The 14,280-nt window shown below is 43.5% G+C and carries 8 protein-coding genes; 5 read left to right on the top strand and 3 right to left on the bottom strand.

Annotated elements, in window-relative coordinates; translation table 11 throughout:
- The first annotated feature begins 93 nt into the window (after positions 1–93).
- From ABMY45_RS06090 to ABMY45_RS06080, 3 genes are all read left to right on the top strand, one after another.
- Positions 94–1,662: an NADH-quinone oxidoreductase subunit L gene (locus ABMY45_RS06090; RefSeq protein ID WP_349288581.1), complete on the top strand. Its 1,569-nt coding sequence runs from the start codon at positions 94–96 to the stop codon at positions 1,660–1,662.
- A complete protein-coding gene (locus ABMY45_RS06085; RefSeq protein ID WP_349288580.1) occupies positions 1,662–4,094 on the top strand; it encodes a DUF2309 domain-containing protein in 2,433 nt (810 codons plus the stop codon). Before ABMY45_RS06090 ends, ABMY45_RS06085 begins: the two co-directional genes overlap by 1 nt.
- A gap of 137 nt (positions 4,095–4,231) precedes the next feature.
- The gene (locus tag ABMY45_RS06080; RefSeq protein WP_349288579.1) at positions 4,232–6,115 is read left to right on the top strand and encodes a hypothetical protein; all 1,884 of its coding nucleotides are present in this window, start codon (positions 4,232–4,234) and stop codon (positions 6,113–6,115) included.
- A 471-nt stretch (positions 6,116–6,586) separates the two neighbouring features.
- On the opposite strand, the gene ABMY45_RS06075 is transcribed toward ABMY45_RS06080, so the two are convergent.
- Complete coding sequence (locus ABMY45_RS06075) at positions 6,587–7,900, bottom strand: AAA family ATPase (protein ID WP_349288578.1); 1,314 nt, start codon at positions 7,898–7,900, stop codon at positions 6,587–6,589.
- A gap of 809 nt (positions 7,901–8,709) precedes the next feature.
- On the opposite strand from ABMY45_RS06075, the gene ABMY45_RS06070 reads away from it, so the two are divergent.
- Positions 8,710–11,844, top strand: coding sequence for a DUF3427 domain-containing protein (locus ABMY45_RS06070; RefSeq protein ID WP_349288577.1), 3,135 nt, complete (start codon positions 8,710–8,712; stop codon positions 11,842–11,844).
- Positions 11,845–11,862: 18 nt separating this feature from the next.
- On the opposite strand, the gene ABMY45_RS06065 is transcribed toward ABMY45_RS06070, so the two are convergent.
- Entirely contained in the window at positions 11,863–12,474 is a 612-nt protein-coding gene (locus tag ABMY45_RS06065) for a hypothetical protein (protein ID WP_206471436.1), read from the bottom strand.
- A 63-nt stretch (positions 12,475–12,537) separates the two neighbouring features.
- Complete coding sequence (locus ABMY45_RS06060) at positions 12,538–13,398, bottom strand: YicC/YloC family endoribonuclease (protein ID WP_010605679.1); 861 nt, start codon at positions 13,396–13,398, stop codon at positions 12,538–12,540.
- Between the two features lie 153 nt (positions 13,399–13,551).
- Between ABMY45_RS06060 and rph the strand changes: the two genes are divergently transcribed.
- Entirely contained in the window at positions 13,552–14,265 is a 714-nt protein-coding gene (gene rph / locus ABMY45_RS06055) for a ribonuclease PH (protein ID WP_010377321.1), read from the top strand.
- Positions 14,266–14,280 lie beyond the last annotated feature (15 nt).

Raw genomic sequence — 14,280 nt, 5'->3', positions numbered from 1 at the left:
AGAACGAATAGTTAAATTATATCTATTTTTATTAAATTAAAAAGGTTGAAATAATGACCTGATTCAAGACTTAGGTGAGAAGCATAGAAAGTGATGATTAATATCTTAGTGGTGCTGTTGCTATTACACTTTTTGATTGCTGCGTCTTTCATGAGCAAAGCGTCTCGCAGTAACGCTGGGTTATTTCGTATCGCGAACGGTTTTGCTATCGGTGTGGCAATTTGTATCGCTCTTGGCTGGGGGAGTTGGGCAACACAAGGTGATATTGCCAGTAGCCTGTTTGAAATAAACTTTTTACGGCTTAGCGTGGTGTCATTGATTGGCTTTATGAGCTTTATTTTACTGCGTTACTCCATTCACTATTTACATGGTGAAAAACACCGGGGCCGCTATTTTCGCTATCTACTCACGACATTACTGAGCGTGACTATTGTGGTGCTCAGTAATCACTTAATCCTATTTTGGTTGGCTTGGGTTGGCATTAGTTTGAGCCTACACCGTCTACTGCTGTTTTATCCTAACCGCCCGAGAGCGGCATTGGCCGCACACAAAAAGTTTATTTTGGCGCGCTTGGCAGAAAGTGCATTGCTGGGGGCTTTTATTTGTATCTACCTCAGCACTGGCATGCTCCGGCTTAATGACATCACCGACTATTACTTAACTCACTCAACGACACTGACTGCGCTAGAGCAATCAGCAGCTGGCTTACTCGCAATTGTGGCGCTGATAAAATGCGCGCAACTGCCAGTGCATGGCTGGTTGATGCAAGTGGTTGAATCACCCACACCGGTAAGTGCGCTGCTGCATGCAGGGATCATTAATTTGGGTGGTTTTTTGGTGATGGTGTTTGGCCCTTTGATTTTACGCGTAGAAGCTGCGAAATGGCTGATCTTGATCGTGGCAGGAATAACGACATTATTGGCCGCGCTTATCATGACAACGCGGATCAGTTTAAAAGTGCGCTTGGCTTGGTCAACCTGTGCACAAATGGGGTTGATGCTAGTGGAGTGTGCTTTGGGGCTATATGAATTAGCGCTACTACACTTATTGGCGCATTCAGCCTACAAAGCCCACGCATTTTTAAACTCAAGCCAGTGGATCCATGAAGATTTGACTCGTCGCTTGAGCGACCAGCTTGAACCGCCCTTGTGGCAATGGCTCATTGCACTTGCCGTGGCAACTGGCCTCACTACAGCAGCTGCAGTCGTTATTGAATATCAAGGTCCTATCAGTATTTGGGGATTAATGGTTGGCGCATTAACGGTGTGGTTAGCGCTGCGTTTTGAGGCGCAAGCCCCTAGCAGCTATTTTAGAATTATCACCGCAGCTGTTGTGTTGTTGGCAGCCTATAGTGCGCAAAAGTGGTTATTGCATTTGGTGGTCGCGCTACCAAATGATCTCAGGGCGCAAGCACTCGATGGAGCTGATATTTGGTTGCTCAGCTTAGTAGTGGTACTTATCGTAGTAAATTATCTGCTCTATTACCGCGCACATTTAGTAACAGTGCAAAAACTCTCTCGAGTGTTGTATGCCGGCCTGTACTTAGACGAGTGGATGACGCGATTAACCATATTACTTTGGCCCGTCCATTTGCCAAGTATTAAAAAGCAGAAACACCTAGCCATTCATCGCTATGCAGCGGGGCACGAGGAGCAGAAGTAATGATAGAGACACAAGACAACAAACAGACTCAGCTATCTAAGCCGCAACAGCAACAACTCCTGAGTGCTGAAACACGCATTGCGCCAACTTGGCCACTCGATCAATTGATCGCAGTGAATCCATTTTGGGGAATGCGCGATCTGCCCTTTGATGCGGTGGTCAATAAAATGAGTGCGTTGGCACAGGTTAGAATGCTGATGCCCGTGGCATTTTATCTTGAAAAATGGCAGCAAGAGGCGATTTCAGAGCAAGCATTGCAGCAATCTGCGGCACATTATGCGGTGGATCGCAGCACCAATGCGCTACTTAATTGGCTCAAAAAAAGTCACTGCGGCGAGTTGCCACATTGGCATACATTAGCGGACTTACTTGACCGTTATCGCTCAGAGCATAAGATGCCATGGCAAGAGGAAATCAGCCACCAAATTAGCCAATTTTGCGCCGCGCATTATCAGCAGGTGCAGCCTATTCTCAAACAAACCCAAGGTGAGGATAAACTCTGTTTGTATCGCCACTGGTATGAAACCGTATCGCGAGACTTGGGGATAAGCATCGTCATGGGGGAGTCGGGCTTAGTGGATTACTTTAAGGCTTTGCCAACGTCTCCTGAGTCTTTAATTGCACTCGCTGTCGACACCTTAGAGATTGGTTTTAATGAGCTGAGTGATTATGCACACATGCTACTGTTAGATATTAATGGTTGGGCATCTTGGGCGGCTTATGAACGCTGGCAAGCAGATCTTGCCCAGCATCCGGCTTCCGATATGCGTGCGCTACTGGCAATTCGAATGGCGTGGGAGCTGGTGATTTGGCGTTATGTGAGTGAGCGCCATCCAACGACCTTTACCCGTATTCAATACCATTGGAACAAGCAAAAGCAGCAACTTGCTGAGATTGTGATTGAACATAAAAAGGCATTGTTGCCGCGCCTGGTATTTCAGCGGGCACTCGAGCTCAGTTATCAAGTCACTTTAGTGGGGCAGCTAAAGACTCAGCAGGTAAAATCTGAGGGAGCTCGTGAGCAAGCTACACCAACCTTACAAGCGGCTTTTTGTATTGATGTACGCTCAGAGGTGATCCGCCGTGCGTTAGAAACTCAAAACGCAGGCATTCAAACCATAGGCTATGCTGGTTTCTTTGGCCTACCGATTGATTATCATGCGACTAACTGTCGTTTTAGTCGGCCACAGTTACCCGGATTATTAAAAGCACCAATCATCGCGATACAAACGCCAGCACCCCAGCATCTTGCCACAAAACGCCAGCAAGCTGGCCGTTGGCATAGCTGGTCTCACTCTGCGGCTGCTTCATTTTCGATGGTGGAGTCGATGGGGATGAGTTACTTTTATCAGCTATTTAGCAAAGTGTTTTCACTGCAAAAAACTCATCATCCCGTCGATAGTCATATTGATTCAAGAAAGTGGCAATTAAAACAGGGCGAACACGAAGTTACTGTTTTGGAGCAAGCTAAACTCGCAGCTGGCATATTAAAAGGGATGGGACTGACTGAATTTGCTGATACAGTCCTATTGGTTGGCCACGGAGCACATACCACCAATAATTTACATGAAGCCGGACTGCAATGTGGTGCATGTGGCGGCCAATCGGGAGAAGTGAATGTTAAAGTACTCGCGCAACTTCTTAATGACCAAGCGGTACGCGCAGAATTAATCGCGCTTGGCATCGCTATTCCGCCGCAAACCCGTTTTGTTGCAGCGCTACATAATACCACCACTGAAACAATTACCCCCTATGGCGAAATAGATACAGAGATAACCCGCTGGTTAAAGCAGGCAGCGCATCTGGCTCGAGTAGAGCGCGCTCATACACTCGTGATAACTGGTAAAGAATTATCTGAGCAGCAATTAGAGCAGCTATTTATAGCCCGTACTAAAGATTGGTCTCAAGTCAGGCCGGAATGGGGCCTTGCCAACAATGCTGCATTTGTGGTCGCGCCGAGACAAGTTACGCAGGGTGTTGACTTGCAAGGCCGAGTCTTTTTGCATGAATACAGCGCGGAGCAAGACCAAGACTTTAGTCAGTTAACAGCTATTTTAACCGCCCCTATGCTCGTCACTAACTGGATCAATATGCAATATAACGCTTCGGTAACCGATATCCACAAATACGGCAGTGGTAACAAGGTGTTGCATAATGTAGTGGGGGGGAGAATAGGAGTGTTTGAAGGCAATGGCGGAGATTTGCGAATTGGCCTGCCAATGCAATCCGTTCATAACGGTGAAAAATGGATGCATACCCCACAACGTTTGAGCGTAATTGTACAAGCACCAACCGAAGCACTAGAGCAAATCATGGCAGCACACCCAGTTGTAAAACAATTGGTAGAAAACGAGTGGCTTTATCTTCTGTCTATTTCGCCTAATTGTAACGAAGTTAGACGATTTGATAATAGGAAGTGGGAACTTCTTTGAATTCAAACGAAACTCGTTGCAACTTAACAAGTTATTGTGCAGAGTATTGCAGAAATTGAAAGGTGTGGCTGGACGCTGCCTAAACTAGACGACCTCCTAGCCACCGACATTGGACTGTTTATACAAGGAGGCTGCTAGTGGCTTTTGATTATGGCTCTATTGATTTAGGGCTTAAAAACCCATTTAAAACGGAAGGTAAAATCACAGCTATTCGTGGCGCAATACAAACTATTGCTGGAATTGCATTACTGGTGATTGCCGCCAGCTCAGTTAAGAGCGATGCGGGTATGGGTTGGATCATCATGCTATTTGGCATGTTGATTTTAGGTCTTGGGATCACGTCTCTTGCAAAAGGAATATATGCAACGCTGCGTTTTTTTGTGGGTCGTAACCATCCCACCTCTTTAGCTTATAACTTCAGTAAATCAGAAACCTCAACTGCCAAGCAAGAAAAGGCTGATGTAGCTTATGCGGCGAAAACGCTAGAAGAAATGTTGATTGGCCGAAAGAATAGCACTTTTGTAGAGCCTAAGGGATTCTTATCGCGTTTACTTCACAGCATTGCACCTAAATTACTCTTTCTCCCTTATCCTATCAGAAATATGAGCCAACGCTTATTTGGTGCATGGGTGAGTACATTAACCGCACTTGTGCTTTATGGCGTGGTGGCGTTTGTATCGCTGTCGGGCTTTGCCGGTGATGCTGGGGAGCTGACTTTTCCAATCTATAGCACCTTACTGATGATATATATTTTGTCATGCTGGTATAGCGCGGCTAAGCCGATTTCACGCAAAGCGGAACATGCTATTGAATCTTTGGGGAGTGCGACCCTCACTAAAGTGATTTCGCTCTCTTTTGTGCTACCAATCTTGATAGGTCTAACTTTGTCTTACATCATGGATGAAGGAAAGTTAAGTAAAGCCGATATTGAGCTCTTTTTTGCGCCGTTACCTAGTCTTCATACTTGGGCTTATCTCACGGGCGTTATCGTGCTTGCACTTGGCTGTAGCGCCATTATTGCTGTTATGCTTAAAGCGCGTTTAGACAAAGTAAACCCAGTGGTTGAAGTGTCTGAGTTAAGAGAAAACTGGCAAGAATCAGTACATCCAAATGAGATATTTATTAACCTCGACAACTTGGTGATGGCTAATCGTCGATATAAAGAAGTACCAAACCGAGTTTATCGTGAGCTAGATCCCAGCTTGCAAGAACAAGTTGATGGTAAAGGTGGCTTTAAAGGCGAAATGATCCAAGAAGTACAACCTAAAGTTCTGCCCCTAGATTTAGGTAAATCGTTTGAACGCTTTAGGTTTTTATCCTTGCTTGGTGGTAACTTACTGCAGCTAGTAACCCTTGGATTAAGCGTCTTTTTTGCTTATGCCGTAGTAGATATTTACCACTATGTAACGAGCGCCAATATCAGTAATTTTTCTAGTGCCTTCAGCGAAGAAAACATCGCGTCATTCAGCGCCGTTGTGATGGTAGCCGTACATTTACTGCTAAGTGGCCTATTGATTAAATCGTTTGCATCAATGCTAAGCAATGCTGCACACGTATTCTATGCCGAGATGCAGTTTGAATCTCTGCTGGTTTATTTTAAATGTGAAGGGACATTTACTGAGTCTAAAATATCAACAGGTACTGGCATTCACGATTCCACACGCTCTGAAAATACGCTAGTACGCAGCAGTATTACCCCTTGGGTAGTGGTGTCGAGAATAGTATCAACGACCTTCGCTGCAACGGGCATGAAAAACCTAGAGCACCCAAGACATATTTTAGAAATGCATAAAGACGATGCACAGCTAAGCGACATCCGTAAAGATGTGATTAGCTTCTTAAAAGACCGAGAATCCATCGCCGCAATTACCAGCGAGCGTGATTTAGGCAATGCCTCACAAGTGTACCAACTCAATCAGCAAACGAGAGCGGTGGATCAAAACCAGCAACTGCGTGCAAGTAGTGATGAAGCCGGCGCCTATCTGCGCCGAGAAGAAGCACTCGAAAATAAAGAAGAGTAAAATGAAAATGCCACCCTCGGGTGGCAATCTAAACATTTAAAACCTCAAAAACTTACTGAAAAGAAACCGCTCAAAAATGCCTATTTTCCCACCAAACTGCCCACCACTTGTCTATGGCTTTTACTAAATCTTAGTGGTGCTCCTTGGCTATGACTACGGAAAAACAGTGCCGTTTTTATGCTGCTGTTAGGACTTAAAAATAGAGGTTTTGAAGGGCTTTATCGAGCGGGATTTCCGTCAACATAATTTGGCCATTTTTTGCTGGTTCTACGTGATAGTGATAAGTCAGCAGAAACTCACCTAACCTGAAGTGGACATTATGGTGTCCATTTCAATAGAAATAAGCTCAATATGGATACTATGGTATCCAATAGAGGTAAGACTGAGTGTCCGAATATCAGGTATCAAGGTCTACAGATTGTTACCTTTGAAGTAACTTTATGTAGACCTCGGGGGCTAAGCAACGCGCTTTTACCATCTCTGAGGTAAATACTGCGTGAAATACAAAGGCATTACGATTTTGGTTTGTTCTAACGCTGATGAGCCTTGTGTACCAGTTAACTTAAAAGTTTTACTTGGTGCACATTTTTCAACATAAGATGCCAACGATTTTGCCCTTGTACGGTTACCACTTTTGACTTCAACAGGGATGATATCGCCTTCATCGGTTGCCAAAATAAATTCGATTTCGGCGCGGGCGTCATTCCATGAGTAACTTGGGTCAACGCCGATGGCTGTGAGCTCTTGCTGCACGAAGTTTTCAGCCACGTAACCTTTGTATTCATAGCTTTGTTGCTTAATCTCTTTATAACTGCTGCCTAGCATATGATTAAGCAGCCCCACATCAAATAGAAACAATTTAACCATATTTTCTTTTTTATAGGCCGCTAGTGGCGATTTTGGCAATCCTTCAACAGGGTAGTTTGGCAAAGCTAAACGGCAGCAATGAAGCCAATGGATCGCGGTTTCAAAATCGCTATAACGAGATTTACGCTCATGCACATGTTTAAATTTAAAGCGTTTAACGGACTCATCGCTGACAAGTGATAGCTGCGCTGGAATGCTATTAAACACAGATTCAATCAGTTTAGCATCGACCTTGCCTGCGTACTTACCAAAATCGCGGCGATAACCTTCAACTAAATCGGCATGAATTTTTGTGACTTTTTCAACCCGCTCTAGAATGCTTGAATCCTTATACTGATACCAAGCAGAAACAGCTTCCGGCATACCACCGGTAAAAAAGTAATCTGTTAGTTTATCCATCAATTTAGTGTGCACCGCAGGTGTGCTTGCTTGACTGTCAAACGCTTTGATCAGCGCTTGCTCGTTTGATGCATAAATAAATTCTTGGAAGGTCAGTGGTCGTAAATTGTATTGTTCTACCTTGCCCACAGGGAAGGTGTTGAGCAACCCAATATTTGAACCGCTGGCAGCGACAAAATAGAAGGGTGCTTTCTCGGCAAAGTACTTAAGTGAGGTAACGGCACGCTCACATTCGCCAATTTCATCTAATATCAGCAGATCGGTTTCTGGGTTGAACACTTGATTGGTCAAAAGCTCAATGTTCATTATTAGCTCGTCAGGTGAGAGTGAGCCATCGAACGCTTCTTTGTAGGCGGGATTTTCAAGAAAGTCGATACGAAGGATGTTGGCAAAGGTGTTACCAAACAACTCTTGCAGCAGATAGGTTTTACCTGTTTGTCTTGCGCCATCGATTAATAATGGCTTGCGTACAGATTGGTTTTTCCATGCCATTAAGGCGTTAAGTAAGTTACGCTGCACTGTTATTTCCCGCCAATTAAGATTGTTAACGACCTATACTATAACTCAAACCACACTTTTATGCGCATAAAAGTGTGTTTTTTTACATTTTTACGCGCATAAAAGTGTGGTGGTGTTCGTTCTAATTGAAAAAGACTTTCTCTTTTTGACAAGGGGGCAGTATGGGCAAAGCCTTAATTCACGCCACTTAGTCACACACCAACCCTGCCCACACGGTATTTATCACTTGGGGCATTATGTAAATTCTGGGGCAAGTAGCTACCTGTACCCTCAGAAAGCTGTATGATCTGGGCATCTATCTGCCTACTGCGTCCGTTTAACTCTTAGATACTAGTGGGGCAAACTCCTAACTGAACTAACAGATCAGTGAGGCTTATTTTGGAAAAAATAGAAACGATGAACCCAACTACACAATCACCCACAAACTCAGTACATTCAGCGCGTCAGCAGCCGATTTTGCGCTTGCCAGAGGTCGCAGTCCATTTATGTTCTTTACTTGTTTGCAGAGATACTTGCAGAGAATTTCCGCGATACATTCGTATTGGCGTGCGGCGTAGCTGTAATTTTAGCCGTGGTAACGCTATCACCCTTAGAAGTAATTTTATGCTTGTTTATAAATATTAAGAGCCAGGTTGGAGAGCTAGCTCTTAGCTTAATGCATGACTACGAGCGCTTAATTGGGTTGGCTTTAAACGTGCAGGTGGTAGAGGTGTTAATGCTAAAAAGCACTTAAAAAACCACACCACGCTTTTAACTAAATGCGAGAGCGTGTAAATTTATCTTTCATAATTAAAGGAATAGCAGTACTTATGAATCAAACTGGCATTTATGAGCAAATGATCACTAACTTGATCACGGGTCGCCTCAATAAAGAGCAATTCTACATTGGGGAGCGTGTGCTTGAACAAGCCGAAGCTGCAATATGGCTATCTCGGTTTCTAAGCAGGATCATTGAGTATGCGGTTAATTGCTTGCCTGCCGGAGACGACCAATTACAGCGTCAAATTGAGTTATCAAATCAATTGATATTATGGCTTAAAGATAGGGTCCGAGAAGATGAATTCTTCGATGAAAACTTACTAGCAGGACAAGGAAAAATACTTACGGCTTTATACGAAATTGAAAATCCTGTTGCCGCCGATTTAAAGAAGTATGTTGAAGATATATTTCCGCTAACGGGCTTAACACAAAGCGAATTATTTTGTGGCAGCAATGCAGGTTTATCTCTCGAGAGTGAGTTGAAGCGCGAAATAAGATCGTCAGACAAAATTTATTGGCTGGTCTCATTTATAAAATGGGCGGGGATCAGGATTTTCAAAAATGAGCTAGAAGAATTTACCCGCAGCGGTAAGCAGCTCAAAGTCATCACCACTTCTTACATGGGCGCAACCGATGCCAAAGCGGTTGAATTTTTGGCTTCACTGCCCAATACAGAGGTTAAACTCAGCTATAATACTCAGCGTGAGCGACTGCATGCAAAGAGCTATTTGTTTCTTCGAGATACTGGTTTTAATACGGGTTACATTGGTTCGTCTAATTTATCGCACTCCGCTTTAACCAGTGGCCTTGAGTGGAATTTAAAGATCACGTCACAAGAAATTCCGCACATTATTGAGCGTTCAATTAATACATTTGAAAGCTACTGGAATTCGAGGGAATTTGAAGTTTTTGATGGTCAAGTTAAGGCACGAGAAAAGCTCAGTATAGCGCTCAAAAATGCCAAAATGGGCGGCGTTCAAGAACCAAACCATTATTTTGAAATTAAGCCATTTACACATCAGCAAGAAATCTTAGAGCAATTAGAGGTTGAGCGAGCTTTACACAAGCGCTTTAAAAACCTAGTTGTGGCGGCAACCGGTACGGGTAAAACGTTAATTTCGGCCTTTGATTTTGCAAAGTTTCTCAAACACAAACCCGATGCTAATTTTTTATTTATTGCCCATCGAGAAGAAATTCTTAAACAGGCGCGTCAGGCTTATCGAGGTGTTTTAAAAAACTCGACCTTTGGCGAGCTTTGGGTGAGTAACTACACGCCTGAGCGCTATGAACAATTGTTTGCATCGGTGCAAATGTTAAATAACCAACTTAACAACTTATCCCTTTCTAGTGACTACTTTGATTATATTGTCATTGATGAAGTGCATCACGTTGCTGCCAGCTCTTATCGCAGTATTTTAAATAAGTTTACGCCGAGTATTTTGCTAGGATTAACAGCAACGCCGGAGCGTCATGACGGTGCAAATATTCTTGATGACTTTTGTGGCGTGATTGCAGCTGAAATCCGCTTACCAGAGGCGATTAACCGTCGCCATTTATGTCCGTTCCAATATTTTGGCGTTGATGATGATACCGATCTCAGAAGTGTCAGTTGGAGTCGAGGGCGGTACGACATAGCTGCATTAACCAATTTGTATACGCATAACCAGCAACGAGTTGAGAAGATTTATCAAACATTAAACGAGCTTATAACGTCTATGTCTTGTATGAAGGCATTGGCATTCTGTGTCAGCAAGGAGCATGCAGAATTTATGTGTAAGCAGTTCCTGCTTAAAGGTATATCTTGCGATTATTTGACCAGTGATAACAGCCAAGATAGAACTCAAAAGCAACAAGCACTTCGTTCTGGCAATATTAACGTTTTATTTGTGGTGGATATTTTTAACGAAGGGGTCGATATTCCTGAAGTCGACACTTTACTATTTTTACGACCTACAGAAAGCTTAACGATATTCTTGCAGCAATTGGGGCGAGGCTTGCGCTTAGCCGATGGCAAAGAAGTGTGCACGATTTTAGACTTTGTCGGTAATGCCAATGCTGAATATGACTTTGCTCATAAGTTTAGAGCTTTGGTTGGTAAAACTGATGGGGCAATAAGTGATGAAATTAAAAATGGCTTTCCTCATGCGCCTTTAGGGTGTCGAATTGAGCTATCGAAACAAACGCAAGAGATGGTGCTTCGTAACATTAAGAAGGCGACATTAAACAGGCAAAGGCTCATAGGTCTTATTCGTAACTTTCCTCAACATTCAACATTAGAGTTAAATTTAGCGAATTTTATTAAGGTGAATCCGCAAGTCAAACTCGAAGATATTTATAAAAAATTTAGCTGGAGTGAGTTGTGCTTCGAAGCAGGTATAACCACTGCTTTAGATGAAGAAATAACACGTAACTTTGCCAGAATGGTGAGAACGAGATTATTGGTCTGTGACGACTATCAGTATTTAAACTTTATTGCGTCAATCGCGAGTAACGAATTTAAAGTAAGTAACTCTGAGGCTGAAAAATATTCCTTGATGCTGCATTATGACTTTTGGCAAAAGCCAGGCTCTGTACTTGGTTTCAATTCAGTCTCAGAAAGTTTAAGTAAATTGAACCTGCCACCCATTCGAGATGAATTGGGTCGTTTAGCCAGTCTATTAATCAATCGAATTCACCATAAACAAGAAACTATGCCCATGATGGGCAATCACCCGATAAAGCTTCATGCTCGCTATGCCAGAGAGCAAATATTGGTTGGCTTTGGTGCTACCACATTTGAGAAGCAGCCAAATTCTCGAGAAGGTGTGTTTAATATTAAAGAGCAAGATATCGAATTGTTGTTTGTCACTTTGAATAAAAATGAAAAACAGTTTTCACCAACTACCATGTATCACGATTATGCGATAAATGAAGACCTCTTCCATTGGCAAAGCCAAAACTCAGCAAGGCCCGAGAGGGGTAAAGGGTTAGAGTATGTAACTCACAAAGAAAGAGGCAAACGTTTGTTCCTCTTCGTTCGTGAGCAATCTAAAGATGAATTTGGTAAAACGATGGGGTTTGTTAATTTCGGTGAAGTTGACTATGTATCACATACTGGTAGCCAACCCATGAGTATCACTTGGCAGTTGCGAAATAGCATGCCGGCATTCATGTGGAAACACGCGGCTAAGTTAGCAATGGCTTAGCAGGTTGATATTGGAGCGTTAGCTTAATAAAGCGAGCATTTCCTTAATGGGCCAAATACAGTCTTTTTGTCCTTTAACCATACAAGGGCGTTCAGCTAACCAGGCGGCAGTTCTATAAGGCGAACAATCCATGATGTTAATTTGGTCGAACCAAAGTTGATGTTCTATATCGCCTTTCATTTGATTCATCGTCCCTTGCACACTACGGTTATTGGCTTTGGCGATTGTTAGCGGGCCGAGTAATGAAGCTGCTTTTTGTAATTGCTGGTTACTTGCACCCACTTTTAGCAAGGTATTCATAAAGCTATCAGCAAATAGAAAATCTAACTTTGCAAAATCTGGTTTGGTGAGGCCAATAATAAATACCGGAAAGCGGGTTTGATTATGCATCAGAAGCATACAGTTTCTGCGTTGTATTGTGAGCAAATTAGCATGCCAATCTGACAAAGGGTGAGTGTCTGGCGTGCTTAAATCAGTCAGTTTTGCATCGGAACAAGCGGGTATAACTCCTTCATTGACAGGGAGCTTTGCAATGAGTTTTTGTGTACAGAAAAGGTTAATCATGCGGTTGCCTTTTTGTTCTAATAACAGTTGAAGTTTAGCGAAACTATGAAGGTTAATATACTCCATAAAATGAACCCAATAAAAAACCGCCGAGAGGCGGTTTTTCAAAGCTGATAGAATATCGGCGTGTTATTCTATATTCTGGATCTGCTCGCGCATTTGCTCAATTAGAACTTTAAGTTCAACGGCGGCATTGGTGATCTCGCTGTTGATTGACTTTGAGGCTAGGGTGTTAGATTCGCGGTTGAATTCTTGCATCATAAAGTCTAAACGACGGCCACAAGCGCCTCCTTTTTTGAGGATTTTGTGGGTTTCTTTGACATGTGACTTGAGGCGGTCGAGTTCTTCTGCAACATCTTGCTTTTGCGCAAGGTAAATCAGCTCTTGCTCTAGGCGACCTTCGTCAATGTCGGTTTTTAGTTCTTCTAACTTTTGTGAAAGTTTTTCACGTTGCCACTTAGTGACTTCAGGCATGTAGCCTTCAACGATGGCAACTTGCTCTAGAATACCTTCAAGACGAGTGGTGAGCATGGTTTCTAGGTTTTCGCCTTCACTAGCTCGTGCAGCTTTAAAGTCTTCTATTAGCTCATCAAAGCCACCTAACAGTTCGCTGTTTACGGTGTCTAAATCGACTTCTTCGGCTTCCATTACGCCAGGCCAGCGTAGAATATCTACAGGATTGATATCACCGCCGCTTTGTGATTGTAGCCACTTGGCGCTTTCAACAAGTTGCTTTGCAAGCGATTCGTTGACGGTTAGTTGGCCAACGTGCGCAGGATTTGCGGTGAACTTTAGGAATACTTCAACTTTGCCGCGTTGTAAGTGTTTACGCAGGCGTTCACGTATTACTGGCTCTAAGCCTCTAAATTGTTCTGGTGCGCGGATAAAGGTTTCGAGGTAGCGTTGATTCACTGAACGAATTTCCCAAACCCCAGTGCCCCAGTCACCTTTCACTTCTTTGCGGGCGTAGGCGGTCATACTATGGATCATATAAAGTCCCTAAATTAGCTTGGTTTAACCGGGGCATTATAGCCGAATTTCCGCACAGCCCTAAAGTGAATTTTATTTTTAGTCGGATCGCGTGGCATAGTCTCTATGATCCCTTTATAATGTACGGCAAATTTTGATGATGGGGGAACGTGGATGCGTCCAAGCGAAAGAACTGCAAATCAGATCAGGCCGGTTACATTTACTCGTAACTATACAATGCACGCTGAAGGCTCAGTAATGGTAGAGTTTGGTAACACTAAAGTGTTATGTACGGCTTCTGTAGAAGCGGGTGTGCCACGCTTTATGAAAGGTCAAGGCAAGGGCTGGATCACCGCAGAATACGGTATGCTTCCGCGCTCTACACATACGCGTAACAACCGTGAAGCGGCACGTGGCAAACAAGGCGGCCGTACCATGGAAATTCAACGCTTAATCGCGCGCGCTCTCCGTGCCGCAGTTGATTTAAAAGCGTTAGGTGAGAATACCATTACTATCGACTGTGATGTTATTCAAGCGGACGGTGGTACACGCACGGCGTCAATTAGCGGTGCTTGTGTGGCATTGGTCGATGCATTAACACACATGCGTGCCAAAGGCATGATCAATGTAAACCCGTTAAAGTTTATGATCGCGGCAATCTCGGTTGGGGTTTATAAAGGTCAGCCAATTACCGATCTTGAGTATCTTGAAGATTCAGAAGCAGAGACAGACATGAACGTGATCATGACTGAAACTGGCAAACTGATTGAAGTACAAGGTACAGCTGAAGGCGAACCGTTCTCGTTCGACGAGCTAGATGAGTTACTTGGTCTTGCGAAACATTCAATTCGTGAAATCATTGATCTACAAAAGCAAGCGTTAGCGTAATCAACACTCAGTAGG

Origin of the sequence: Pseudoalteromonas sp. XMcav11-Q (genome assembly GCF_040104525.1) — a bacterium.
Lineage (GTDB): Bacteria > Pseudomonadota > Gammaproteobacteria > Enterobacterales > Alteromonadaceae > Pseudoalteromonas.
Note: the sequence above shows the minus strand (reverse complement) of the source record. Positions and strands in the feature narration are given on the sequence as shown.

Bases quoted from the DNA above. Each gene is read 5' to 3' on its own strand.
- ABMY45_RS06090 (WP_349288581.1), top strand. From the start codon at position 94: ATGATTAATATCTTAGTGGTGCTGTTGCTATTACACTTTTTGATTGCT.
- ABMY45_RS06085 (WP_349288580.1), top strand. From the start codon at position 1,662: ATGATAGAGACACAAGACAACAAACAGACTCAGCTATCTAAGCCGCAA.
- ABMY45_RS06070 (WP_349288577.1), top strand. From the start codon at position 8,710: ATGAATCAAACTGGCATTTATGAGCAAATGATCACTAACTTGATCACG.
- ABMY45_RS06065 (WP_206471436.1), bottom strand. From the start codon at position 12,474: ATGGAGTATATTAACCTTCATAGTTTCGCTAAACTTCAACTGTTATTA.
- ABMY45_RS06060 (WP_010605679.1), bottom strand. From the start codon at position 13,398: ATGATCCATAGTATGACCGCCTACGCCCGCAAAGAAGTGAAAGGTGAC.
- rph (WP_010377321.1), top strand. From the start codon at position 13,552: ATGCGTCCAAGCGAAAGAACTGCAAATCAGATCAGGCCGGTTACATTT.